Source organism: Pseudomonas multiresinivorans, assembly GCF_012971725.1.
GTDB lineage: Bacteria > Pseudomonadota > Gammaproteobacteria > Pseudomonadales > Pseudomonadaceae > Pseudomonas > Pseudomonas multiresinivorans.
The window spans coordinates 4,188,989-4,213,510 of the sequence record NZ_CP048833.1 but is presented as its reverse complement, the minus strand read 5'-3'; the positions used below and the strand labels follow the sequence as shown (position 1 = coordinate 4,213,510).

The window sequence follows — 24,522 nt, the reverse complement described above, 5'->3', positions numbered from 1 at the left end:
GTGCAATTTACGGTCCGCTTCGCTAGGATTAGCGCACTTCTGCTCACCTGTCGCGATGGATTTCAATGAGTTATCAGGTTCTTGCCCGCAAATGGCGTCCGCGCTCGTTCCGCGAAATGGTCGGCCAGACCCATGTGCTCAAGGCCCTGATCAACGCGCTGGACAATCAGCGCCTGCACCACGCCTACCTGTTCACCGGGACCCGTGGCGTGGGCAAGACCACCATCGCGCGCATCCTGGCCAAGTGCCTGAACTGCGAGACCGGTGTCAGCTCCACTCCATGTGGGCAGTGCTCGGTGTGCCGCGAGATCGATGAGGGCCGCTTCGTCGACCTGATCGAAGTCGACGCCGCCAGCCGCACCAAGGTCGAGGACACCCGCGAGCTGCTCGACAACGTGCAGTACTCGCCGAGCCGCGGGCGCTACAAGGTCTACCTGATCGACGAAGTGCACATGCTGTCCAGCCACAGCTTCAACGCCCTGTTGAAGACCCTGGAGGAGCCGCCGCCCCATGTGAAGTTCCTGCTCGCCACCACCGACCCGCAGAAGCTGCCGGTCACCATCCTCTCGCGCTGCCTGCAGTTCTCCCTGAAGAACATGCCGCCGGAGCGCGTGGTGGAGCACCTGACCCACGTGCTGGGCGCCGAGAACGTGCCGTTCGAGGACGATGCGCTCTGGCTGCTCGGCCGCGCTGCCGACGGTTCCATGCGTGACGCCATGAGCCTCACCGACCAGGCCATCGCCTTCGGCGAGGGCAAGGTGCTGGCCGCCGACGTGCGCGCCATGCTCGGCACCCTGGATCATGGGCAAGTCTACGGCGTGCTTCATGCGCTGCTGGAAGGCGATGCCCGCGCGTTGCTGGAGGCCGTCCGCCACCTGGCCGAGCAGGGCCCGGACTGGGGCGGCGTGCTGGCTGAAATACTCAACGTCTTGCACCGCGTAGCCATTGCCCAGGCGCTGCCCGAGGCGGTGGACAACGGCCAGGGCGACCGTGACCGCGTGCTGGCGCTGGCCCAGGCCTTGCCAGCCGAGGACGTGCAGTTCTACTACCAGATGGGCCTGATCGGCCGCCGCGACCTGCCGCTGGCGCCCGATCCCCGCGGCGGCTTCGAGATGGTCCTGTTGCGCATGCTGGCGTTCCGCCCGGCAGATGCCGACGGCGCACCGAGGTCACCACTAAAGGACCTGGGGATCAGCAAGGCCACGGCTGATTCCAACCAGAACCCAGTGGCCGGCGCCGCCGTTGCGGCGCCGGTTGCATCCATTGCTGCTCCGGCTGTCGCGCCGGCACCGGTAGTGCCGACTGCTGCGGTTGTACCTGCTGTTGCCGCGCCTCAGCCTCAGTCGGCTCCGGCTCCGGCTCCGGCTCCGGCTCCGGCCGCGCAAGCCGAACCTGCCGTTGCGCCTGCTCCGGTTATCGAACCTGTGCCTGAGCCGGCCCCGATCGAGCCTGAAGCAGCCGTGCAGCCCGAGCCGAAGTTGCCGGTTGCCGAACCGGAACAGGCCGTCGCCGAAGCGCCGATCGATCTGCCCTGGGACGAACCTGCCGCACCGGTTGTGGCGACTCCCGTACCAGTTCAGCCTGCTGCACCTGCACCTGCACCTGCACCTGCACCTGCACCTGCACCTGCAGTTGTCACGCGGGCGCCGGTGGAAGTGCCTGCGCCCAGGGTCGAAGAGCCGACTACGATCGTCGCCGAAGTTCCGGCCGAGGACGACGATCGTGATGACGAGCCGCCGCCTGCCGAGGACTACTACGAAGTCGACATGGAGTCCTACGGCTACCTCGAGAACGAGGCGCCGCAGGAGCAGACCGAGCCGGAACCCGAGCCCGCCGCCATGCCGGCAACGGGCCTGGCTGCCGAGTGGCTGGACCTGTTCCCGCGCCTGGGCCTGGCCGGCCTGACCGCCAGCATCGGCGCCAACTGCACCCTGGTCGCCGTCGAGGGCGATACCTGGCACCTGCACCTGGACCCGGGCCAGAGCGCGCTGTTCAACGCGACCCAGCAGCGCCGCCTGAACGATGCGCTGAACCAGTTCCACGGCCGTACGCTGACCCTGCAGGTGACCCAGCAGAAGCCCGAGCAGGAAACCCCGGCCCAGGCCGCCGCGCGCAAGCGCGCCGAGCGCCAGCGCCAGGCCGAGGCGTCGATCGCCGCAGACCCTTATGTGCTACAGATGAAGCAACAGTTCGCCGCGGTCGTCCGCGACGGTACTATCGAACCCCTGGAGGCCAAGGCTTGAGCCTGGGTCGACGACTGAACGAATCGAGGAACTCGACATGATGAAAGGTGGCATGGCCGGCCTGATGAAGCAGGCCCAGCAGATGCAGGAAAAAATGCAGAAGATGCAGGAAGAGCTGGCCAACGCCGAAGTGACCGGTCAATCCGGCGCCGGCCTGGTGAGCGTGGTGATGACCGGTCGCCACGACGTCAAGCGCGTCTCCCTGGACGACAGCCTGATGCAGGAAGACAAGGAAATCCTCGAAGACCTGATCGCCGCCGCAGTGAACGACGCCGTGCGCAAGATCGAGCAGAACAACCAGGAGAAGATGTCCGGCATGACCGCCGGCATGCAGCTCCCGCCCGGCTTCAAAATGCCCTTCTGATCCAGGCTCTGCCCCTGTAGGAGCGAACTTGCTCGCGAACGCTCTTCAGGTCTCTTCGGCCTGGCAGGGTTCGCGGGCAGGCTCGCTCCTACAGTCGTTCTAACCTCCCGAAATTCGAGACTGCCCCATGAGCTTCACGCCGCTGATCCGCCAACTGATCGACGCCCTGCGCACCCTGCCCGGGGTGGGGCAGAAGAGTGCCCAGCGCATGGCGCTGCAGCTGCTGGAGCGTGACCGCAGCGGCGGTCTGCGCCTGGCGCAGGCGCTGACCCAGGCGATGGAAGGCGTTGGCCACTGCAAGCAGTGCCGCACCTTGTCGGAAGACGAGTTCTGCCCGCAGTGCACTGACCCGCGCCGCGATGACAGCCTGCTGTGCGTGGTGGAAGGTCCGCTGGACGTGTTTGCCGTCGAGCAGACCGGCTACCGGGGCCGCTACTTCGTGCTCAAGGGGCACCTGTCGCCGCTGGATGGCCTGGGTCCGGAAGCCATCGGCATTCCCGAGCTTACGGCACGAATCAAGGCCGGCAGCTTCAGCGAGATCATTCTCGCCACCAACCCCACGGTGGAAGGCGAGGCAACCGCACACTACATCGCCCAGTTGCTGGGCGGCGGTGACCTGGTGCTGTCGCGCATCGCCCACGGCGTGCCGCTGGGTGGCGAACTGGAACTGGTGGACGGCGGCACGCTGGCCCACGCCCTGGCAGGACGCCGGCCGATCAGCAACTGACAGATTCGAACAAGGCCGGAGAGATTCCGGCCTTGTTGCATCCGGGGTCAGCAGGCGCAACTGATACCTTGATTGTCGGCACGCAGCGATTCTCCCGCCGCGCCAGCCAGTGCCAGCCCCTCGTCCAGCCATCCGGTTACGCCACCGATCATCTCCTTCACTGACAGGCCCAGCGCCGCGAGCTTCGCGGCAGCGCGGTGCACGCCGTTGCAGTGCGGGCCTGCGCAGTAGACGACGAACAGGGTGCCCGCTGGAAACTGCGCCATGCGCCGTGCATCGATCTCCCGTGTCGGCAGGTTCAGCGCGCCGGGTACATGGCCACGGGCGAAGGCGGTGGCGTTGCGCACATCGAGCAGGACGAAATCCTGCTCGCCGTTCTGCAGGGCGTCGTTCACGTCCGAGCAGTCGGTCTCGAAGGCCAGGCGATGGCTGAAATGGGCAAGGGCGTCGGCGGGCAGGGCGGCAGGGAATTGGCTGACAAGGCTGGGCATGGCAAGGCTCCTGGGGAAGATGGGCCTACTGTATGCAGCCGCGAAAGCCGGCTAAAGTGGCGGCCTGGACAGTGATCGGAAGTTTTCCGCCAAATGCAGCGTGATCCCCTCGCAGTGGCCGTTCTCGCTTACGACGGCCTGTGCACCTTCGAATTCGGCATCGCCGTGGAAATCTTCGGCCTGCCGCGCCCGGAGTTCGACTTTCCCTGGTACCGCCACCGCATCGTTGCCGTCGACGCCGGACCGATGCGCGCCATGGGCGGCATCCACGTGCTGGCCGATGGCGGGCTGGACGCGCTCGAAACGGCCGGCACTATCATCGTGCCGGGCTGGCGGGACCGCTCCGAGGCGCCGTCCGCCGAGCTGGTACAGGCGCTGCGCAAGGCCCACGACGAGGGCGCACGACTGCTGTCGATCTGCTCAGGCGTCTTCGTTCTGGCAGCCGCCGGTTTGCTCGACGGCCAGCGTGCCACCACGCACTGGCGCTATGCCAAGGAGCTGGCAGAACGCTTCCCTGCCATCGAAGTGGATGCGCAAGTGCTCTACGTCGATGCCGGGCAGGTGATCACGTCTGCCGGCAGCGCAGCGGGCATCGATGCCTGCCTGCACCTGGTGGCGCGGGATTTCGGCGTGCAGGTCGCCAACAACGTGGCCCGCCGGCTGGTCATGTCGCCGCAACGCGGTGGCGGGCAGGCGCAGTTCATCCCTGCGCCCGTGGCCCAGGCGCCCCGGCACGATCTCGCCGGGCTGCTGGATTGGGCCCGCCAGCGTCTGGGCCGATCCATCTCGGTGGGCGAACTGGCCAACCGCGTGGCGATGAGCGAACGTACTTTCCTGCGCCGCTTCAGCGAAGCCACTGGGATGACGCCCAAGGCGTGGTTGCAGCACGAGCGTATGGCGCGCGCCCGTGAACTGCTGGAAGGCAGCACCGACAGCGTCGAGCGAATCGCCGAGCAATGCGGCTTCGGCACCGTGGAAAGCTTCCGCAACGCCTTTCGTGGCGCGGCCGGCGTGGCCCCATCGATTTACCGCGAGCGATTCGGCACGGCGCATCTGTCCTAGCCGATGGCGGGTGTCTCGCCTTGTAAACCAAGCAAGCGCTAGGTAAGTTTCACGCAAACCGTCTGGAGCCTTGCCATGTCCGTGTTCGCCGAGTACTTCGATGACAACCACCGCCTGGTCCGCGACAGCGTGCGACGCTTCGTCGAGCGGGAAATCCTGCCCCATGTCGCCGACTGGGAAGAGGCCGAGGAGTTTCCCCGCGAGCTGTACCGCAAGGCCGGCGAGGCGGGCATACTTGGCATCGGCTATCCGGAAGCACTCGGCGGCAGCCACGAGGGCGATCTGTTCGCCAAGGTGGCAGCCAGCGAAGAGCTGATGCGCTGCGGCTCCGGCGGACTGGTGGCGGGGCTGGGCTCGCTGGATATCGGCCTGCCACCGCTGATCAAGTGGGGCCGCCCGGAGCTGCGTGAACGCATCGCGCCGCAGGTGCTGGCCGGCGAGAAGATCATGGCGCTGGCGGTCACCGAGCCGTCCGGCGGTTCCGATGTGGCCAGCCTGAAGACCCGCGCCGTGCGCGACGGCGACCACTACCGCGTGAGCGGCAGCAAGACCTTCATCACCAGCGGCGTGCGCGCCGACTACTACACGGTGGCCGTGCGCACCGGCGGCGACGGCTTCGGTGGCGTCAGCCTGCTGCTGGTGGAGAAGGGCACTCCTGGGTTCACCGTGAGCCGCAAGCTGAAGAAGATGGGTTGGTGGGCGTCGGATACCGCCGAGCTGTTCTTCGACGACTGCAGGGTGCCGGTGGAGAACCTCATCGGTGCCGAGAATATGGGCTTCGCCTGCATCATGGCGAACTTCCAGAGCGAGCGCCTGGCCCTGGCGATCATGGCCAACATGACCGCGCAGCTCGCCCTGGACGAAGCGCTGGCGTGGTGCCGCGAGCGTGAGGCGTTCGGCAAGCCGATTGGCAAGTTCCAGGTACTCAAGCACCGGCTGGCCGAGATGGCCACGCAGGTCGAAGTGTCCCGAGAGTTCACCTATCGGCAGGCGGCGAAGATGGCTGTCGGCAAGAGCGTGATCAAGGAAATCTCCATGGCCAAGAACTTCGCCACCGACATCGCCGATCGGGTGACCTACGACGCGGTACAGGCGCTGGGCGGCATGGGCTACATGCGTGAAAGCCTTGTGGAGCGGCTGTACCGCGACAACCGCATCCTCTCCATCGGCGGCGGCACGCGGGAGATCATGAACGAGATCATCGCCAAGCAGATGGGGCTTTGATCGGCGCGGAGCATGCAGCAGGCCTGCCCGGCGCTGATGCCACCGGAACAACCTTCGCGAAGCAGTTCATTCCTGCAAGGGCGGCCGGGATTACTGCATCAGTCGAGCGATGGCCGGCGCATCTGCCCCCGTTGCTCATCGATGCCTTCCGCATCGAAGGCGGCCCGGTTCAAAGGGTGACGAATGCGCTGGGTTGAAGGGCCTTCGCCCTCGCGCGCCGGGGGGGCCGGCGAGGAAGGCGAGCGATGACCGGCTCAGTGGTGGTGGCTGACCACCTGCAGCATGCCCTGATGCCCGTATAGGTAATCCTGCGCGCCGCAGAGGTAATCGCCTGGGCGGAGGTTCCGGCGGATCAGGTCGCGGGCGGCGGCGTTCAGCCTGGGGTCGCACCCCAGTGCATCCAGGTCGTCCTGGGTCACGCAGTGGACCGCGGGCACGTCGGTGGAGAACCAGCGTGTTCCATCGAGGCGGAATACTTCCATCCGGGTGGCGTGGACCCCTGCGTCATAGTCGGATTTCGGGATCACTTCGTGAATGAACGCATTGCCGCCGGAGCTGAAACCGTCCAGGCGCACCGTTCCCCGCGAGTCGGTAATGCCCATGCGCAGCACGGCCGTGGCATCGCAACTCTGGCTGTCGGGGATAATGCCCAGGTAGGAGCTGGTGCCGAAGAACATCGTGCCCGGTTTCAATTGCCCATCGGCGAGTTTTTCGACCTGCACGGAGAAGGACCTGTTGATGCCGACTATCGAGAGCGCCGGCGCATTGCTGCGTACTTCGAAAGGCACGGCGTTTTCATTGCCGATGGCCGCGACCTCGATGCCGTTGATCTCGGCCTTGAACTGCCAGCCGCCTAGCCTGGCGAACTTCGGTCGGTCGCTGGGGTGGCGAACGATGGTGAATTCATAGAGCCGGTAGCGGCCGGGCGCCAACGAAAAGGTGATGACCTGATCACCGCTGACGTGGTGCACCCCGCCGATCAACCGGTCCTCATCGAGGAAACCGTCCGCTGCGACGATCTCGGCGAACGAGGTGTCTCCCCCGACCACGCCGAAGGCGAACTGATGGGTGGAGTCGGGGGGGCAATGGCCGGACTCATCGGCGCCAGGTGTCCAGGCACAGATTTTCGTCGAGAGACTTACGGGAAAAAGCTGACCGCTGACCATGGAACGCACACTCCTTGCAGACGACATGGGGTTTGTCATGGCCACGCCTCGTCGAGGGATGGCTGCAAGGTTTATCGGCTGATTGATAGGGCGACGGATATAAGGGCGAGGCGCGCTGAACTGTAGGATTGGTCCGGATGGCGGGCGCCGTTGCCCGGGCTACAAAAGCAAAGCCCGCCGAAGCGGGCTTTGTTTCCGGTACTGGCCGACCTACTTGGCCTCCAGATTATCCGCGGAGCGCTGGCGCTTGGGCTTGGGCGCGAAGCGCTTGGCCAGCTTCATGCTGCCGGTGACCACCTTCTGGTACCAGACCGGCAGGAGGCGCAGCATCACGTCGATGGCATGGGCGTCCGGGCCGATCAGGATGCGCCGCGAATCACGCTCTACGCCGCGAATGATCACCTGCGCAGCTTTCTGCGGCGTAGTGCGCAGCAACTGGTCGTTGAACTGGGTGCGGGCCTGCTCGGCGTTCTGCCCGGTGACCTTGACCATGCTGTCGTTCATCCGCGCGGTCTTGGCGATATTGGTCTTGATGCCACCGGGGTGAACACAGCTGGCCGAAACGCCTGCGCGCTCCATGTCCAGCTCCTGGCGCAGCGACTCGGTGAAGCCGCGCACGGCGAACTTGGTGGCGTTGTAGGCACTCATGCCCGGCTGGGAGAACAGCCCGAACACGCTGGAAACGTTGACGATGTGGCCGTCACCGGATGCCTTCAGGTGCGGCAGGAAGGCCTTGGTGCCGTAGACCACGCCCCAGAAGTTGATGTTGGTGATCCACTCGTATTCTTCATAGTCGCTGGCTTCCACGGTGCCGGCGTGGGCGACGCCGGCGTTGTTGAACACCAGGTTGACCTTGCCGTGCTCGCGGGCGGCCTTGTCGGCCCAGGCGTGCACCTGCTCGCGGTCAGCGACGTTCACCGTGTCGATGGACACGCGCACGCCGGTGGAGGAGAGCAGCTGGCGGGTTTCTTCCAGGCCTGCGGCATTCACGTCCGCCAGGGCCAGGTGGCAGCCGCGGGAGGCCAGTTCGATGGCCAGGGCGCGACCGATGCCCGAACCCGCGCCGGTGATGGCGGCGACCTTGTTCTCGAAGTTCTTCATGCCGGCACCTCTTCTGCGTGGCGTTGGGGTTGGACGACAGGGCTGGACAGCGGCTTGGACTTCAAATGATAGGCGCTGGGATCGAATTGGCTGGTCAGCGCGCGGAAACGCCAGGTGAAACCCGGCCACAGGGTGCAGTTGCGCCCGCTCACCGGGTGCAGGTACCAGCTCTTGCAGCCGCCGGTGTTCCACACGCTGTGGTTGAGGCCGCGCTGAAGTTTGGCGTTCCACTGGTCCTGGACGTCACTCTTGACCTCCACGCTCTGCAGCTCACGGCGGTCCATCAGCTTGATGGCGCCGAGCACGTAGGAGATCTGCGACTCGATCATGTAGACCATGGAGTTGTGGCCCAGGCCGGTATTCGGGCCCATGAGGAAGAACAGGTTGGGGAAGCCGCGGGTCATGGTGCCCTTGTAGGCTTCCGGGCCGTTCTGCCAGGTATCGAGCAGGTCCACGCCGTCCTTGCCGAATACCACGCCGCGCGGGATCGGGTCGTTGGCGGTGAAGCCGGTGCCGAAGATGATGGCGTCCACCTGCCGCTCGCGACCGTCAGCGGTGATGATGCTGCCGGCCTTGATCTCGCGGATGCCGTCGACGATCACCGAGGAATTGGAGGCCGCCAGCGCCGGGTAGTAGTTGTGCGACATGAGCACGCGCTTGCAGCCGATGGTGTAGTCCGGGGTCAGCTTGCGGCGCAGGTCCGGGTCCTTGACCTGCTGGCGGATGAAGCGCTCGGCCAGCCTGCCCACCAGCTTCATCGCCCAGGGCGCGAAGGTGAAGCCCAGCACGCGGCCTTCGAGCATGCTGTAGAGGGCGCCGCGCCAGAGCTTCTGTACCGCCGGGAAGTGGCGGAAGCGCGCGCGCTCCTTCTCGCTGATAGCGCGGTCCGGCTTGGGCAGGATCCACGGCGCGGTGCGCTGATAGAGATCGAGCTTGGCCACCAGCGGCTGGATTTCCGGGACGAACTGGATGGCCGAGGCGCCGGTGCCGATCACCGCCACGCGCTTGCCCTTGAGGTCGTAGTCATGGTCCCACTGCTGCGAGTGGAAGGCCTTGCCCTGGAAGTTCTCCAGGCCCTTGAGCGCCGGGATGGAGGGAATCGACAGGGCGCCCATGCCCGACACCACGGCCTTGGCGGTGTAGTGGTTGCCGGCGGCGTCGAACAGGTGCCAGAGCTGCTGCTCGTCGTTCCACTCGAAGCGCGCCATCTCGGTGTTGAGCAGCGTCTTGTCTTCCAGCCGGTATTTCTTCCAGCAGTTCTCCAGGTAGGCGCGGATCTCCGGCTGGCGGGCGAACATGCGCGTCCAGTCCGGGTTCGGTTCGAAGGAGAAGGAGTAAACGTGGGACTGTACGTCGCAGGCGCAGCCCGGGTAGTTGTTGACCCGCCAGGTACCGCCGACGCCGGCGTCCTTTTCGAACAGCAGGAAATCGTTCTCGCCTTCCTGCTTCAGGCGGATCGCCATGCCCAGCCCGGAAAACCCGGTGCCGATGATGGCGACCTTGCAGTGTCGGGGGGCAGTCTTTGGTTGGGTTCTCACAACCGTACTCATGGCCACGCTCCTGTTATGATTATTGCTGGCGTATACAACTGTCTACGTGATAGGAATGTAGACATCTGTATACCTGCGCAACAACCAACCTTCGGTGGGGTCGGGCACGAAACTCATGGAAATCGGACAGGAAGAACGACCTGCGGAGGCCGCCGGCAAGCGCGCGTTGATCGATGCGGCGCTGCGCCTGGCGGCCAGCCGACGCAGCCTGAGCAGCCTCGGGCTACGGGAGCTGGCGAGGGAAGCGGGCCTGAACCCGAACACCTTCTACCGGCACTTCGGCGACGTGGATGACCTGGGCCTGGCGATCATCCGCGATATCGCCACCCAGCTGCGCCAACCGTTGCGCGACTTGCGCCGCGAGGCAGCCGAGCGCGCCCTGCCGAGGGCGGGCGCGGCCAACGTGCCGTTCGGCCTGGACCTTGAGCGCGGCCAGCGCGTAACCCGGGAGACGGTGCGGCTGTTCTTCGACTTCGTCGAGCGCAACCCGCAGGCCTTCATCATCGGCGTGCGCGAGCTGCACGGGCCGTCGCCGGTGCTGCGCGAAGCGCTGGCGCGGGTGATGGACGAGTTCGGCGAGGACATGGCCGAAGACATCCGCCAGTTCCATCTGCTGCCGGACGTCGAGGTGGGCGAACTGGACCAGTTGTCACGGCTGATCAGCCGGCAGCTGTTCCAGCAGTCGCTGGACTACCTGGAGCGCCCGCCGGAGTTGCGTGAGGAAGTCTGCGCCCTGGCCGAGCGACAAATCCTGTTGCTCTTCACCGGTGTCGCGGTGCTGCAGACCTTCGGCATGCTGGCTAGGCTCTGAGTCTTTGCTGATTGTGGAAGATTGCCATGCTGCCTTTGCCCCTGTTCGGCGGCTGCGCCTGCGGCGCGGTGCGCTACCGCGTGGATGCGCAGCCCGAGGAAACCGGATACTGCCACTGCCGCATCTGCCAGAAATCCAACGCCGCGCCGGCGGTGCCCTGGGCGGTGATCCCGCTGACGGGGTTCGCCTATACCGCCGGCGAATTGGGAATGTGGCGCTCCAGTGAGGACGGCGAGCGGCGCTTCTGCGTGAAGTGCGGCACGCCTATGGAGTTCCGCGTGCGTGACGGTGAAACGGTGGGGCTGAACATCGTCACCCTGGACGAACCGGAGCGGATCGAGCCGCAGTGCCACGTATGGTGTTCCTCGCAGCTGTCGTGGTTCGACACGGTCGATGACCTGCCGCGGCGCTCCGAGGGTTGAAAAGAGCCCTTCACGGTTCTACAGGCCCAATTGCGCCTTGAGCAGGAGCGCGTAGCCCAGCGCCATCAGTGCCCAGCCGCACAGCGGCCCGAAGACCCAGCGCCAGGGCAGGCTGCGCGGGTCGAAGCCCACCCCATGGACGAAGCCGGCGCTGACCCCGAGCATCGCCAGCATCAGTAGGCCATGGCTGTAGCGGCCCTGGGTGTCGAGCATGGCGGCAGGGTGGATCAGCAGGACCAGCGCCAGGGGAATCGCCAGCAGCAGGGACAAGATGCGGCTGGCGGGGTGACGCAGGAGGGCTGCATCAGTCGTCGTCACTGTCCAGATCCTGGGTGGTTTCCAGCCACAGCGCATTGATGATGCCGAAGCTGCAGGCCAGCAGGACGCCGAGTATCCAGGTGAAGTACCACATGCGGTCGCTCCTTCAATAGAGACCGTGGGAGTTGGCTTCGATGTGCTTGCGGGTCAGGCGGCCCCACATCTTCACGTAGCCCCACAGCGTGTAGCAGAGGATCAGCGGCACGAAGATGCAGGCCACGACGAACATGATGCCCAGGGTTTTGTGGCTGGAAACCGCGTCCCATACGGTGAGGCTCGCCGCCGGGTTCTCGCTGGAAGGAAAGACGAACGGGAACAGCGCGAAGCCCGCCGTGCACAGGGTACCGATGATCGCCAGGGCGCTGCCCAGGAACGTCAGCCCGCCGCTGCCGCGGTTGGCCGCCACGAGGGCCAGCAGGCCGCCGAGGATGCCGACGATGGGAGCGGCGATGGTCGCCGGATAGGCGTGGTAGTTAGCCAGCCAGCCGGCATTGGACAGCGCAACTTCCTTGTTCAAGGGGTTCAGCACCGCATTGCCGTCGATGCTCGAGAGCAGGGCGAAGCCGTTCATGCCCAGGCTGACCCAGACCCCGGCGGCGATGAAGGTCAGCAGGTACACCAGCGCGCACAATTGCGCGGCCCGCCGGGAGCGCTCAGCCAGTTCTCCGTCCGTGCGCAGCATCAGCCAGGCGCCGCCGTGCAGGCAGAGCATGCTCAGGCTGACCACCCCGGCGAGCAGGGCAAAGGGGTTGAGCAGGGCGAAGAAGCTGCCGTGGTAGGACGGCCGCATCATCTCATCGAGGGTGAAAGGCAGGCCCTGGAACAGGTTGCCGAAGGCCACGCCGAACACCAGCGCCGGGACGAAGCCACCGACGAACAGCGCCCAGTCCCAGACTGTGCGCCAGCGCTGGTTTTCCAGTTTGCTGCGGTAGTCGAAACCGACGGGGCGGCAGAACAGGGCGAAGAGCACCAGCAGCATTGCCCAATACAACCCGGAGAAGGCGGTGGCATAGACCATCGGCCAGGCGGCGAACAGGGCGCCGCCGGCGGTGATGAACCAGACCTGGTTGCCGTCCCAGTGCGGGGCGATGGTATTGATCGCCACTCGTCGTTCGCTGTCGGTCTTCGCCACGAAGGGCATCAGTGCCATGGCGCCCATGTCGAAGCCATCGGTGAGGGCGAAGCCGATCAGCAGCACGCCGATCAGCACCCACCAGGTCAGTTTCAGCGTTTCGTAGTCCATGGTCGTCTCCTTACGCCGTGGCCGTGCCGCTGCCGGCGGCATGGTCGCGCTCGAAGTGATAGCGGCCGGTGTGCAGGCTCGATGGGCCGAGGCGGGCGAACTTGATCATCAGGTACATCTCCACCACCAGCAGCAGGCTGTAGAAGGCGATCAGTGCCAGCAGCGAGCCCCAGACATCGCCGGTACTGAGGCTGGAAGCCGACAGGTGCACCGGCAGTACCTCACCGATGGACCAGGGCTGGCGGCCGTGCTCCGCCACATACCAGCCGGTCTGCGCGGCCAGCCAGGGCAGCGGCAGGCTCCACAAAGCCCACTTGAGCAGCCACGGCTTGCGCTCCTCGTTCTTGCGCGCTGAGGCATAGAACGCGCAGGCGAACAGGGCGAGCATGAGGAAGCCGCAACCGACCATGATGCGGAAGCTGAAGAACAGCGTGAACACATCGGGGATGGTGTCGAGGGTGGCCAGGCGGATCTGCTCTTCGGTCGCGTCGACGACATCGGGCGTGTACTTCTTCAGCAGCAGACCGTAGCCGAGATCGCTCTTGACCTGGTTGAACTGCGCCAGGGTGGCCGCAGACTTGTCGCCGCCGCGCAGTTTCTGCAGCAAGGCGTAGGCGGTCATGCCATTGCGGATGCGCGCCTCGTGCTGCACCAGGAGGTCCTTGATCCCGGTGACCTCCTTGTCCAGTGAGCGAGTGGCGATCAGGCCGAGCACGTAAGGGATCCTGATCGCGTAGTCGGTGCGCTGCTCCTCCTGGTTGGGTAGCCCGATGAGCGTGAAACCGGCGGGAGCGGGGTGGGTTTCCCATTCCGCCTCGATGGCGGCCAGCTTGGTCTTCTGCACGTCGCCGATCTCATAGCCCGACTCGTCGCCAAGGATGATCACCGAGAGGATCGAGGCCAGGCCGAAGGCCGAGGCGATGGCGAAGGAGCGCCGGGCGAAGCCCTGGTCGCGCTTCTTCAACAGGTAGTAGCTGGAGATGGCGAGGACGAAGATCGCCCCGGTGACGTAGCCGGCGGCGACGGTATGGACGAACTTGACCTGGGCCACCGGGTTGAATAGCAGCGCACCGAAGTCGGTGAGTTCCATGCGCATGCTCTGGAAGTTGAACTCCGCGCCCACCGGGTTCTGCATCCAGCCATTGGCGATCAGGATCCACAGCGCCGAAAGGTTCGAGCCCAGCGCGACCAGCCAGGTCACCGACAGGTGCTGGACCTTCGACAGGCGGTCCCAGCCAAAGAAGAACAGGCCGATGAAGGTCGATTCGAGGAAGAAGGCCATCAGCCCTTCGATGGCCAGCGGCGCGCCGAAGATGTCACCGACGTAGTGGGAGTAGTAGGCCCAGTTGGTGCCGAACTGGAACTCCATGGTCAGCCCGGTGGTGACGCCCAGGGCGAAGTTGATGCCGAACAGCTTGCCCCAGAACTGGGTCATGTCCTTGTACACCTGCTTGCCGGTCATCACGTAGACCGACTCCATGATCGCCAGCAGGAAGGCCAGGCCGAGGGTCAGCGGCACGAACAGGAAATGGTACATGGCGGTCATCGCGAACTGCAGGCGCGACAGGTCTACGACGGCTTCGGAAATCATCGGGCGCTCTCCTTCTCGGCGTCGCTCGGGCGGCTGTCGCCGAGCAGGTGCTGGCTGGTGACGCGGGAGCCGTCGTCGGGGACGGTGGGCTGGTCGAACCAGACGGTCTTGATGATCAGTAGCAGGGTCAGCTTGATCAGCAGGATGATGGTCAGCTCACGAACGAGCGGGACCTTCCAAGGGGAGGGGGCTTGGTGGGGCATCTAATCTCCTTGGCTCGCAATTCGTGATGTGGTTCTGCTTGAACTGCGCGTTCCATTGGGATCCGGAAACCCTGCTCAGTGTAGTAACTGGTTGTCGCGGTGCGCGGTGGAAATGAAAAACGCCAGGCGATGCCTGGCGTTTTTCGACGTTGAGCGAGGTTTGGCGGGATCAGCCGGCGAAGTCCAACTGCTCTTTCCAGCGGGTTTCCAGTGCCTTGGTATCGTGGTCGAAGGGGTGGAAGCCGGGGCGGAAATAGTCCAGCCAGGGGCGGATCAGGTTGACGAAGTAACCGCGGCGCGGGTGTAGCAGCACGCCCAGGCCATGCTTCCAGCTGCGCCAGTTGAAGAGCTGGCCATCGCGGCGCAGCAGGTTGATCTGGAAGCCGGCGATGACGCTGAGGAAGATCACAGTGGTCAGCAGCATCACCGCGGTGCGGGTGAAGTAGCCGCCGTAGACCTGCTGGTAGACATCGTAGGCCACCGCCTTGTGTTCGTTCTCCTCGACGGCATGCCACATCCACAGCTTGTACATCTTGTCCGACTTCATCTGGCCGCTCAGGTCTTCACGCTTGAGCAGTTGTTCGGCCATGGTCGCGGTGAAGTGTTCCAGAGCGCAGGTGATCGCCAGTTGATGCTTCTTGGTGGTGACCTTGCTGATGGATTCGAGCAGCACCTTGATGCGCAGTTCCAGGGTTTCCAGGTCGATGCCGTGTTCGTCGGCGTACTCGTTGTAGGCGGCGTGCTCCTTGGAGTGCATGGCTTCCTGGCCGATGAAGGCGCTGACGTCCTTCTGCAGCTGCGGATCCTGGATGCGGTCGCGGACCGCGCGCACGCTGTCGACGAAGAACTTCTCGCCGTAGGGGAACAGCGAGGACAGGTTGTTCATGAAGTGGGTCATGAAGGGCTGCCCGTCCCACCAGTACTTCGGGGTTTCACTGAAGGTGAAATCCATGCGGCGGACCGGGAAGTTGGCGCGAATCGGCGTGGTACTGGCGTTCATGACTAACTCCTTGTTGTTGTGCGGGCGGGAGCGAGGCGCGTGGCAGGTGCGGCACCCCAGGCAAGCCCTGTCGTTAGTTCGCGATGCCACCTTCGAATGTGTCATCGGTTGATGTCATGTTCGGAGTCTTGTCGGACAATCGCCAGGTCATATCCGGTCGCGGCGGGGTCGTATCAGGCCAAACCGGCCATCACCAGCCATTGGATGGGGCACCGGTGCGAACGCCGGAAACGAAAACGGGCGCCGCAGCGCCCGTTGTCGGAAACAGCGCCGATCAGGCTTCGTCGAGGGCGAAGGCGGTCAGGCTGTAGGTGGGAATCTGTGCGTCGTTGAGCTTGGTCGAACCGCCCAGCTCGGGCAGGTCGATGATCGCAGCGGCCTCGAACACGCTGGCGCCCATGCGGCGTACCAGTTGGGCGGCGGCCAGCAGGGTACCGCCGGTGGCGATCAGGTCATCGAAGATCAGCACGCTGTCGCCTTCGCACAGGCTGTCGGCGTGGACTTCCAGCAGGGCTTCGCCGTACTCGGTCTCGTAGGCCTGGGCCAGTACGTCGGCCGGCAGCTTGCCGCGCTTGCGGAACAGCACCAGGGGCTTGTTAAGTTCGTAGGCGATGATCGAACCGATCAGGAAGCCGCGCGCATCCATGGCGCCGATGTGGGTGAAGTCGGCCTCGACGTAGCGCTGGATGAAGCTGTCGGCGACGAAGCGCAGGGCTCGCGGCGACTGGAACAGCGGGGTTATGTCGCGGAACATGACGCCGGGCTTGGGAAAGTCGGGAACGGCACGGATCACGGACTTCAGGTCGAGTGGGTTGAGGATCATGCTGGATGTGCACCTGATGCGGTTTTTGCAGAGGCCAAAGTATAACGGGCCCGCCGATTGGCGAGCCCGTTTTCGATGACCGGAAAGTCAACCAAAGGGTCAGCTTTCGTGTCTGTCAGCTTTCCAGCTGGCCCCCGGCCAGTGCGCACAGCTCGATGGAATCGAGGATGTGCACTTCCTTGCCTTCGGCGGCGATCAGGCCGTTCTGCTGGAAGCGGGTGAACACGCGGGAAACGGTTTCCACCGCCAGGCCCAGGTAGTTGCCGATCTCGTTGCGCGACATGGCCAGGCGGAACTGCTGGGCCGAGAAGCCGCGGGCACGGAAGCGCGCGGAGAGGTTCACCAGGAAGGTGGCGATGCGTTCGTCGGCGGTCTTCTTCGACAGCAGCATCATCATCTGCTGGTCGTCGCGGATTTCCCGGCTCATCACGCGCAGCAGCTGGCGGCGCAGTTGCGGCAGCTGCTCGGAGAGTTCGTCCAGGCGTTCGAAGGGGATTTCGCACACCGAGGTGGTTTCCAGCGCCTGGGCCGATACCGGGTAGCTCTCGGTGTCCATGCCGGACAGGCCGACCAGCTCGCTGGGCAGGTGGAAGCCGGTGATCTGCTCTTCACCGCCGTCGGTGATGCTGAAGGTCTTCAGCGCGCCGGAGCGCACTGCGAAGACGGAGCCGAAGGCATCGCCCTGGCGGAACAGGAACTCGCCTTTCTTCAGGGGGCGGCCGCGCTTGACGATTTCATCGAGGGCGTCCATGTCGCTGTGGTTCAGCGACAGGGGCAGGCAGAGGGGAGCCAGGCTGCAATCCTTGCAGTGCGCTTGTGGCAATGCGCGCACTTTGATGGTTTCGGCCATGAGTGTTCCTTCAGTGGGATGGCACACAAAAACCAAGGGTACCGCAGACGGCAAGTCGCGCGCCAGTTGGCGACCTGTCTGAATCGCTGGTTCCAGCGACGGGGATGAGGGTTTGCGGGGGGTGTATCGGGGCTCGAATCCTTTCGAAAAGTGCTGGGGCAGGGCTGTTCCTACACCCTGGGACGACGGACATATCCTGTATCAATGGGTGCGACAGTTGGTCCCGCACCGTCGGTCGTCTGCGGAACTCGCGGGTCAGATGACCCGCGAGAAGCGTTGCAGGTTTTGCATCGGCAGGTAGCGGTCGAACAGCATGCACAGCGAACGGACCAGCAGCCGGCCGGAAGCGCTGACGTCTATGCCGCGCGGGCCGAGGGTGATCAGGCCGTCGCGGGCGAAGCGCTCGAGATCGTCCCAGATTTCCGCGAAGTAACCGCGGAAGTCGATGTTGTAGAGGTCCTCGATGTCTTCGAAGTCCAGCTGGAAATGGCAGATCAGTTGCTGGATCACCGCGCGGCGGATGAGGTCGTCCTTGTTGCAGTGCAATCCACGACGAGTGGCGAGTTGGCCCTGGTCGAGGGTGTTCTGGTAGTCGGCGATGTCATTGCTGTTCTGGCAGTAGAGGTCACCGATCTGGCTGATCGAGGAAACCCCCAGACCAACGAGGTCGCAGTGACCGTGGGTGGTGTAGCCCTGGAAGTTGCGCTGCAGGGTGCCGTCTTCCTGGGCCATCGCCAGTTCGTCGTCCGGCAGGGCGAAGTGGTCCATGCCGATATAGCGGTAGCCGGCCGCTTCGAGCTGCTCGGTGGTGCGCTGCAGCATCTCCAGCTTCTGCCCGGGGGAGGGCAGGTCTTCGGCCAGGATCCGGCGTTGTGGCGGGAAACGTTCGGGAAGGTGCGCGTAGTTGAACACGGACAGCCGATTGGGCTGCAGGGCAATGACCTGCTCGACGGTGTGGGCGAAGGTGTCCGGGGTCTGTCTGGGCAGGCCGTAGATCAGGTCGATGTTGATCGAGCGGAATTGCAGGGTGCGCGCTGCATCGATGATGGCGCGGGTCTCGTCGAGGCTCTGCAGGCGGTTGATGGCCTGTTGCACCTCCAGGTTGAAGTCCTGCACGCCAATGCTGGCGCGGTTGAAGCCCAGTTCGCGGAGCAGGCCCATGGTCGACCAATCGGCCTCGCGTGGGTCGATCTCGATGCCATAGTCGCCGAAATCACCCTCGACGAAATGGAAGTGGGTGCGCAATTGCGCCATCAGTTCACGCAGCTGGCCGGGGCTCAGGAAGGTCGGGGTACCTCCGCCGAAATGCAGCTGCTCGACTTGCTGCTGGCGACCCAGGTGACGGCTGACGATCTCGATTTCGTGGATGAGACGGGCGAGGTAGGGGGCGCTGCGGCCACGATCCTTGGTGATGACCTTGTTGCAGGCGCAGTAGTAGCAGATGTTCGCGCAGAACGGGACGTGCACGTAGAGCGAGAGCGGCCGCTGCGCTTTCTGGCTATCGCGCAGCGCGTGCAGCAGGTCGAAGGGTCCGACTCCTTCGTGGAACTGCACGGCTGTGGGATAGGAGGTGTAGCGCGGGCCGGACAGATCGTATCGGCGTATCAGATCTGCGTCCCAGCGAATATTGTCGAGCATGCCGATGTTCCCCGGTGGCGAGCTTTTCCTGCGCAGTCTAGGGAGAGTCTGATAGAGGCCTGTTGACCTGTATCAAGCGGCTTTATGGTGGGCAATACCGGCGCTGGCGTGCATTTCGTGGCCCATGATCCAGGCCTGGTGCGGGCCGGGCAGGGTCCACAGGCCGAAGAGAATTACCAGGATGCCGCCGGCCATGCGCACGCTGCGCTTGCGCAGCAGCGCGGTGATGCGCTCGGCCGCGAGCCCTGTCGCCAGCAGCACCGGCCATGTGCCGAGGCCGAAGGCGAGCATCAGCAGGGCGCTGTCGATGGCCGAGCCCTGGCTGGTGGCCCAGAGCAGGGTGCTGTAGACCAGACCGCAGGGCAGCCAGCCCCAGAGCGCGCCGAGCAGCAGTGCGCGCGGCAGCGTGGCGACCGGCAGCAGGCGGCTGGCGAAGGGCTGGATGTGCTTCCACAGGCCGCGGCCCAGGGCTTCGATGCGGGTCAGGCCACTCCACCAGCCGGCCAGGTAGAGGCCCATGGCGATCAGCAGCAGGCCGGCGATCACCCGCAACGCTGCGGCGAATGGCGTGCGCGCCACGGCCCAGCCGGCCAGGCCGAGCAACAGGCCGGCGCAGGCGTAGCTGAGGATGCGTCCGAGGTTGTAGGCCAGCAGCAGACGCAGGCGACGTCCGCGTTGCTCCGGCGGGATGGCCATGGTCAGCGCGCCCATCAGGCCGCCACACATGCCTAGGCAGTGGCCGCCGCCGAGCAGGCCGAGAATCAGCGCGGACGCCAGCAGCGGCGCCAGTTCAGGCATCGCGCTTGTCCTGCTTCTGGCTGCTGTGCGAGGCGTCGCCCTCGGCTTCGTCGATGCCGGCCTGGTGCTTGGGGTCTTCGTCGTCGAACAGGATGCTGTGGGCGGGCCCGTCCATGTCGTCGTACTGGCCGCTGTTCACCGCCCAGAAGAAGATCGCGATGCAGATGCCGACGATCACCACGGCAACCGGAATCATTATGTAGAGAGCGGGCATTTCAACTCCGTGGCAGCGCCTGCGCCGCTTGTGGGGCGGCTGGCAGGGCGGTGGTCGCTATCGGGGCGCCGGCGCCCTTGGGCAGCCGGGTCAGGCGCAGGGCGTTAAGTACCACGGTCAGCGAGCTGATCGACATGCCCACTGCGGCCCACACGGGCGTGATCCAGCCGAGGGCGGCAAAGGGCAACATCAGCCCATTGTACAGCCCCGCCCAGACCAGGTTCTCGATGATGACCCGACGGGTGCGGCGGGCGAGGCTGAAAGCCTGTACCACGCTGTCCAGACGGTTGGACAACAGCACGGCGTCGGCGCTGGTCTTGGCCAGGTCGGTGGCCGAGCCCATGGCAACGCTGATGTCGGCAGCGGCCAGCACCGGTACGTCGTTCACTCCGTCGCCCAGCATCAGCACGCGGTGGCCTTGCTGGTGCAACTGGCGCAGGACTTCGAGCTTGTCGTCCGGGCGCAGGCCGCCGCGGCAGTCATCGATGCCCAGTTCGGCAGCGACGCGGCCGACCATTGGCGAACTGTCGCCGGACAGCAGCAGGGTACGCCAGCCACGGGCGCGGCAGGCATCGAGCAGGTCGGCGGCATCGTCACGGATGCGGTCGTCCAGTACCAGCCAGGCCAGCGCCTCGCTGTCGTCACCTAGCAGCAGCCACTGGCCGGGCTCCTGCGGGTGCTGGGGTGCTTCGCTGCCACTCAAGCCACAGACGAAGGACGGCTCGCCGATGCGCAGGCGGCGTTCGCCGACCAGGCCTTCCAGGCCCAGGCCGGGATGGCTCTCGACATTCTCGGCGGGCTGCGGTGCGCGGCCGAAAGCTCGGGCGATAGGGTGTTCGGATCGGTTCTCCAGCGCGGCAGCCAGCGCCAGACAGGTGTCGCTGTCCAACGAGCCCAGCGGGCGCACGGCGCGCAGGGTGAGGCGGCCTTCGGTGAGGGTGCCGGTCTTGTCGAAGATCACCGTGTCGATGTGGTTCAGGCCTTCGAGCACATGGCCGCGGGTCACCAGCAGGCCGAGCTTGTGCAGGCTCCCGGTGGCGGCGGTGAGCGCAGTGGGCGTGGCCAGCGACAAGGCGCAGGGGCAGGTCGCCACCAGCATCGCCAGGACGACCCAGAAGGCGCGTGAGGCATCGTGTTGCCACCAGAACAGGCCGACCACGGCGGCCAGCACCAGCAGGGCGATGAGGAACCATTGCGCGGCCTTGTCGGCGAGTTCGGCGAGGCGCGGCTTGTCCGACTGGGCGCGTTCGAGCAGGCGGACGATGGCGGACAGCCGGCTGTCGCCGCCCAGGGCCTTGACCTGCACGGTCAGCGGGCCTTCGACGTTGAGGGTGCCGCCGGTGACGCTGTCGCCGCTCTGGCGCGGCTGTGGCAGATATTCGCCGGTGAGCAGGGACTCGTCGACGCTGGACTGGCCGTCGAGGATCAGGCCGTCGGCCGGGATGACTGCGCCGGGCTGCACCAGTACGCGGTCGCCCACGTTCAGTTCGCTGAGCAGTACGCGGCTGCTCTGGCCACTGTCGTCCAGGCGCAGGCAGGAGGCGGGCAACAGGTTGACCAGTTGCGCGGTGGCCGCGGCGGTGCGTTCGCGGGCGCGGCGCTCCAGGTAGCGGCCGGCGAGCAGGAACAGGGCGAACATGCCGACGGCGTCGAAGTACAGGTCGCCGTGGCCGGTGACGGCGGTCCAGATGCCGGCCAGGTAGGCGCCGCCGATGGCCAGGGAGACCGAGACATCCATGGTCAGGTGGCGGGTGCGCAGGTCGCGCACGGCGCCACGGAAGAACGGCTGGCAGGAATAGAAGACGATGGGTGTGGTGAGGAACATCGCCACCCAGCGCAGGATTTCGTGCAGCTCGGGGCTCAGGTCGATGTTGAATTCCGGCCAGGTGGCCATGGTCGCCATCATCGCCTGGAACCACAGCAGGCCGGCGACGCCCAGCTGGCGCAGGGACTTGCGGTTCTCCTGGTGCAACTGTTCGGCGGCGCGGTCCGGCTGGAAGGGGTGCGCGGCGTAACCAATACGGCGCAGCTCGGCGAGCAGTTCGCTCAGCGGCAGCTCGCTGTCGGACCAGCGCACGTGCAGGCGGTGGTTGGACAGGTTGAGGCCGGCCTCGGCGACGGCGGGCAGGCCCTTGAGATGTTTCTCGATCAGCCAGCCGCAGGCGGCGCAGCTGATGCCTTCCATGATCAGCGTGGTCTCGGCGAGATCGCCCTGGTGCTGGACGAAGGGCTGCTGAACGTCGGGGCGGTCGAACAGCTTCAGCTCGTCGGCGAGCTGTTCGGGGAGTGCGTCAGGGTTGGGTGCGGCTTCGGTGCGGTGGCGGTAATAGCCTTCCAGGCCTCCGGCAACGATGGCCTCGGCCACGGCCTGGCAACCCGGACAGCAGAATTCTCGGGTCTCGCCGAGTACTGGCGCGGTGAAGCGGCTGCCGGGCGGAACCGGCAGCGCACAGTGGTAACAGAGCAGCGCGGCGCTCATGGGCGCTCGGCTTCATCTCCGCTGAGGGGCTCGTCGCCGAGGTCGAAGGTACCGCCGGGAGCGACCTTTTCTTCCTCGAACAGACGCCAGGTCTTGCCGTTCTCCTCGCCGAGCAGTTCGACGAAGCGGCGGCCCTTCACGGCGGCATCCAGGCTGGCGGTGTAGCGGCCCGGCTCGGCGGGGCTGGCGCGCAGTTCCAGGTGCTTGTCCTGGGATTCCAGGGTAGGGGAGAGCAGGTTCAGGGTGAGCGTGGCCGGACGGCTGTCGCCCGTGAGGCGCAGGTCCACTTCGCCAGTCAGCTCGTCGAAGCTGATCTTCGCCCGCAGCTTGAGCTGCTGGGCGAGGTGCTCGCGGTCGAGGGAGCGGTTGATGCCCTTGCCGGCTTCGTAATAGTTGTCGCTGACCAGGGAATCCTGGTTGTTCACGGCGATGTTGACCATCGTCAGGCTGAGGAAGATCGAGGTGCCCAGCATGGCGATGATGATCCACGGCCAGAGGTGCTTGTACCAGGGTTCCACGGGTGTCTTCATGGCCGATTGCATGCTCTTTGATCTCTCGCTGGCGGCGCCTTGCAGAGCGCCGCCCGGTGAAGGGGCGGGCGAATTCTACGTCCTTGGATCGCTACTGGCACCCCATGCGCAACATGGGGTGCCAATTCGTTCAGCGTTGGTTCAACGAACGCGCGGACCGATGAAGCGGCTGGTGGATTCCTTGCTGATGGACGGGTCGTCCACCGACTGGATGGTAAAGCTGATCTCGTTGGTGGTGGAGGGCAGTTTCTCCGGGTCGATGGAGAGTTCCACCGGCATGCTGAAGATGTCCCCGGCCGCGACCGAGATTTCCTTCTTGCCTTCCAGGATCAGGCCATCCATGCCCTTGGCGCTGAGCACGTAGGTATGGTCCTTCTGGTCCTTGTTCATGACCTTGAGGCTGTACACGTTCTCGATGCGGCCTTCGGCGTTCTCGCGGTAGAGCACGCGGTCCTTGCTGACGTCGAAGCCCACCAGCGGGCGCAAGAAGATGGCGGTGATCAGCAGGCCGATCATGATGCACAGGGCAATGGCGTAGCCGATCAGGCGCGGGCGCACCAGGTGGGTTTTCTGCCCCGACAGGTTGTGCTCGGTGGTATAGCTGATCAGGCCGCGCGGGTAGTTCATCTTGTCCATGATGCTGTCGCAGGCGTCGATGCAGGCCGCGCAGCCTATGCACTCGATCTGCAGGCCATCGCGAATGTCGATGCCGGTCGGGCAGACCTGTACGCACATGGTGCAGTCGATGCAGTCGCCCAGGCCCTGGGCCTTGTAGTCGGCGCCTTTCTTGCGCGGGCCACGGCTCTCGCCGCGACGCGGATCGTAGGAAACGATCAGGGTGTCCTTGTCGAACATCACGCTCTGGAAGCGCGCGTACGGGCACATGTAGATGCACACCTGCTCGCGCAGCCAGCCAGCGTTGCCGTAGGTGGCGAGGGTGAAGAAGCCGACCCAGAAGTAGGCCCAGCCGTCCGCCTCGCCGGTCACCAGTTCCATCAGCAGTTCGCGGATGGGGGCGAAGTAGCCGACGAAGGTCAGGCCGGTGACCAGGCCGATCAGCAGCCAGAGGCTGTGCTTGGCGATCTTGCGCAGCAGCTTGTTGCCGCTGAAACCGGCCTTGTCGAGCTTCATGCGCTGGTTGCGGTCACCCTCGGTGACTTTCTCGCACCACATGAAGATCCAGGTCCACACGCTCTGCGGGCAGGTGTAGCCGCACCAGACGCGGCCGGCGAACACGGTGATGAAGAACAGGCCGAACGCACTGATGATCAGCAGTCCGGAGAGAAGGATGAAGTCCTGCGGCCAGAAGGTCGCGCCGAAGATGTAGAACTTGCGCTCGGGCAGGTCCCAGAGAACCGCCTGGCGACCGTTCCAGGTCAGCCACACGGTGCCGAAATAGAGAAGGAAGAGGAGGGCGCCCCCGGCCATGCGGAGGTTGCGGAAGAACCCGGTAAAGGCTCGGGTGTAGATCTTTTCCCGGGAGGCATAAAGGTCGACGCTTTCACCCTTGCCCTTGGTGGGCGGAGTGACGTCCTGGACCGGAATCTGTTTGCTCATCAGTGCATTCCACGGCAGCGGGAGGGCGCCCTGTCGATACATGCCGAGAGGGTCAGAAATATGCTTGCACGCCTAACAATGATACGGCGTGGTGGGTGTTGCAACGGTGCGACAGTT

The 24,522-nt window shown here is 65.2% G+C and carries 24 protein-coding genes and 1 pseudogene; 7 read left to right on the top strand and 18 right to left on the bottom strand.

The genetic code is table 11. The features are described from left to right. The first annotated feature begins 65 nt into the window (after positions 1–65). The 3 genes from dnaX (at position 66) to recR (ending at position 3,334) form a co-directional block, all read left to right on the top strand. Positions 66–2,243 (top strand): DNA polymerase III subunit gamma/tau, encoded by a 2,178-nt coding sequence (gene dnaX, locus G4G71_RS19055; RefSeq protein WP_169939545.1) that lies wholly within the window; start codon positions 66–68, stop codon positions 2,241–2,243. 37 nt (positions 2,244–2,280) lie between these two features. After that, the gene (locus G4G71_RS19050; protein WP_017516839.1) at positions 2,281–2,607 is read left to right on the top strand and encodes a YbaB/EbfC family nucleoid-associated protein; all 327 of its coding nucleotides are present in this window, start codon (positions 2,281–2,283) and stop codon (positions 2,605–2,607) included. A gap of 127 nt (positions 2,608–2,734) precedes the next feature. Further along, positions 2,735–3,334 (top strand): recombination mediator RecR, encoded by a 600-nt coding sequence (recR, locus tag G4G71_RS19045; RefSeq protein WP_169939544.1) that lies wholly within the window; start codon positions 2,735–2,737, stop codon positions 3,332–3,334. Between the two features lie 47 nt (positions 3,335–3,381). Here recR and G4G71_RS19040 read toward each other — a convergent pair whose 3' ends face one another. After that, positions 3,382–3,825: a rhodanese-like domain-containing protein gene (locus tag G4G71_RS19040; protein WP_169939543.1), complete on the bottom strand. Its 444-nt coding sequence runs from the start codon at positions 3,823–3,825 to the stop codon at positions 3,382–3,384. Between the two features lie 93 nt (positions 3,826–3,918). Here G4G71_RS19040 and ftrA point away from each other — a divergent pair, with 93 nt between their 5' ends. Both ftrA and G4G71_RS19030 read left to right on the top strand, forming a co-directional pair. Then, positions 3,919–4,887 carry a transcriptional regulator FtrA gene (gene ftrA, locus G4G71_RS19035; RefSeq protein WP_169939542.1) on the top strand — a complete coding sequence of 323 codons (969 nt, stop codon included), beginning with the start codon at positions 3,919–3,921 and terminating at the stop codon, positions 4,885–4,887. 75 nt (positions 4,888–4,962) lie between these two features. Beyond that, the gene (locus G4G71_RS19030) at positions 4,963–6,111 is read left to right on the top strand and encodes an acyl-CoA dehydrogenase family protein (RefSeq protein ID WP_169939541.1); all 1,149 of its coding nucleotides are present in this window, start codon (positions 4,963–4,965) and stop codon (positions 6,109–6,111) included. A 254-nt stretch (positions 6,112–6,365) separates the two neighbouring features. Here the strand turns inward: G4G71_RS19030 and G4G71_RS19025 are convergent, their stop codons facing one another. From G4G71_RS19025 to G4G71_RS19015, 3 genes and pseudogenes are all read right to left on the bottom strand, one after another. Continuing rightward, a complete protein-coding gene (locus tag G4G71_RS19025) occupies positions 6,366–7,277 on the bottom strand; it encodes a hypothetical protein (RefSeq protein WP_169939540.1) in 912 nt (303 codons plus the stop codon). Between the two features lie 210 nt (positions 7,278–7,487). Beyond that, positions 7,488–8,378, bottom strand: coding sequence for an SDR family NAD(P)-dependent oxidoreductase (locus G4G71_RS19020; protein WP_169939539.1), 891 nt, complete (start codon positions 8,376–8,378; stop codon positions 7,488–7,490). Beyond that, positions 8,375–9,966: pseudogene (locus G4G71_RS19015) on the bottom strand (flavin-containing monooxygenase). The gene G4G71_RS19020 and the pseudogene G4G71_RS19015 overlap by 4 nt, the downstream one beginning before the upstream one ends. Before the next feature lie 77 nt (positions 9,967–10,043). Between G4G71_RS19015 and G4G71_RS19010 the strand changes: the two are divergent. Together G4G71_RS19010 and G4G71_RS19005 are read left to right on the top strand one after the other, a co-directional pair. Further along, positions 10,044–10,739, top strand: coding sequence for a TetR family transcriptional regulator (locus G4G71_RS19010; RefSeq protein ID WP_169939537.1), 696 nt, complete (start codon positions 10,044–10,046; stop codon positions 10,737–10,739). A 26-nt stretch (positions 10,740–10,765) separates the two neighbouring features. Further along, positions 10,766–11,161: a GFA family protein gene (locus tag G4G71_RS19005; protein WP_169939536.1), complete on the top strand. Its 396-nt coding sequence runs from the start codon at positions 10,766–10,768 to the stop codon at positions 11,159–11,161. A gap of 18 nt (positions 11,162–11,179) precedes the next feature. On the opposite strand, the gene G4G71_RS19000 is transcribed toward G4G71_RS19005, so the two are convergent. From G4G71_RS19000 to ccoG, 14 genes are all read right to left on the bottom strand, one after another. After that, positions 11,180–11,479, bottom strand: coding sequence for a cyd operon YbgE family protein (locus G4G71_RS19000; protein ID WP_240964816.1), 300 nt, complete (start codon positions 11,477–11,479; stop codon positions 11,180–11,182). Continuing rightward, positions 11,466–11,573 carry a cytochrome bd-I oxidase subunit CydX gene (gene cydX, locus G4G71_RS18995; protein ID WP_024763928.1) on the bottom strand — a complete coding sequence of 36 codons (108 nt, stop codon included), beginning with the start codon at positions 11,571–11,573 and terminating at the stop codon, positions 11,466–11,468. Before cydX ends, G4G71_RS19000 begins: the two co-directional genes overlap by 14 nt. A 12-nt stretch (positions 11,574–11,585) precedes the next feature. Beyond that, positions 11,586–12,722: a cytochrome d ubiquinol oxidase subunit II gene (gene cydB / locus G4G71_RS18990; protein ID WP_169939534.1), complete on the bottom strand. Its 1,137-nt coding sequence runs from the start codon at positions 12,720–12,722 to the stop codon at positions 11,586–11,588. A 10-nt stretch (positions 12,723–12,732) separates the two neighbouring features. Beyond that, entirely contained in the window at positions 12,733–14,313 is a 1,581-nt protein-coding gene (locus G4G71_RS18985; RefSeq protein ID WP_169939533.1) for a cytochrome ubiquinol oxidase subunit I, read from the bottom strand. Further along, positions 14,310–14,516, bottom strand: a complete 207-nt coding sequence (gene cydP, locus G4G71_RS18980) for a cytochrome oxidase putative small subunit CydP (RefSeq protein ID WP_169939532.1) — start codon at positions 14,514–14,516, stop codon at positions 14,310–14,312. The genes G4G71_RS18985 and cydP overlap by 4 nt, the downstream gene beginning before the upstream one ends. Before the next feature lie 169 nt (positions 14,517–14,685). Further along, positions 14,686–15,516, bottom strand: a complete 831-nt coding sequence (locus G4G71_RS18975; RefSeq protein WP_169939531.1) for a metal-dependent hydrolase — start codon at positions 15,514–15,516, stop codon at positions 14,686–14,688. Positions 15,517–15,790: 274 nt separating this feature from the next. Continuing rightward, a complete protein-coding gene (locus tag G4G71_RS18970; protein ID WP_037008762.1) occupies positions 15,791–16,339 on the bottom strand; it encodes an adenine phosphoribosyltransferase in 549 nt (182 codons plus the stop codon). A 115-nt stretch (positions 16,340–16,454) separates the two neighbouring features. Next, a complete protein-coding gene (anr, locus tag G4G71_RS18965; RefSeq protein WP_024763934.1) occupies positions 16,455–17,189 on the bottom strand; it encodes a transcriptional regulator Anr in 735 nt (244 codons plus the stop codon). A 255-nt stretch (positions 17,190–17,444) separates the two neighbouring features. Further along, positions 17,445–18,827 carry an oxygen-independent coproporphyrinogen III oxidase gene (hemN, locus tag G4G71_RS18960; RefSeq protein WP_169939530.1) on the bottom strand — a complete coding sequence of 461 codons (1,383 nt, stop codon included), beginning with the start codon at positions 18,825–18,827 and terminating at the stop codon, positions 17,445–17,447. Between the two features lie 72 nt (positions 18,828–18,899). Continuing rightward, complete coding sequence (locus G4G71_RS18955; protein WP_169939529.1) at positions 18,900–19,625, bottom strand: sulfite exporter TauE/SafE family protein; 726 nt, start codon at positions 19,623–19,625, stop codon at positions 18,900–18,902. Further along, positions 19,618–19,839: a cbb3-type cytochrome oxidase assembly protein CcoS gene (gene ccoS / locus G4G71_RS18950; RefSeq protein WP_024763937.1), complete on the bottom strand. Its 222-nt coding sequence runs from the start codon at positions 19,837–19,839 to the stop codon at positions 19,618–19,620. Before ccoS ends, G4G71_RS18955 begins: the two co-directional genes overlap by 8 nt. A gap of 1 nt (position 19,840) precedes the next feature. Further along, positions 19,841–22,318, bottom strand: coding sequence for a heavy metal translocating P-type ATPase (locus G4G71_RS18945; protein ID WP_169939528.1), 2,478 nt, complete (start codon positions 22,316–22,318; stop codon positions 19,841–19,843). Continuing rightward, a complete protein-coding gene (locus G4G71_RS18940) occupies positions 22,315–22,860 on the bottom strand; it encodes a FixH family protein (RefSeq protein WP_169939527.1) in 546 nt (181 codons plus the stop codon). The genes G4G71_RS18945 and G4G71_RS18940 overlap by 4 nt, the downstream gene beginning before the upstream one ends. A 129-nt stretch (positions 22,861–22,989) precedes the next feature. Further along, a complete protein-coding gene (gene ccoG, locus G4G71_RS18935; RefSeq protein WP_169939526.1) occupies positions 22,990–24,405 on the bottom strand; it encodes a cytochrome c oxidase accessory protein CcoG in 1,416 nt (471 codons plus the stop codon). Positions 24,406–24,522: the final 117 nt, after the last annotated feature.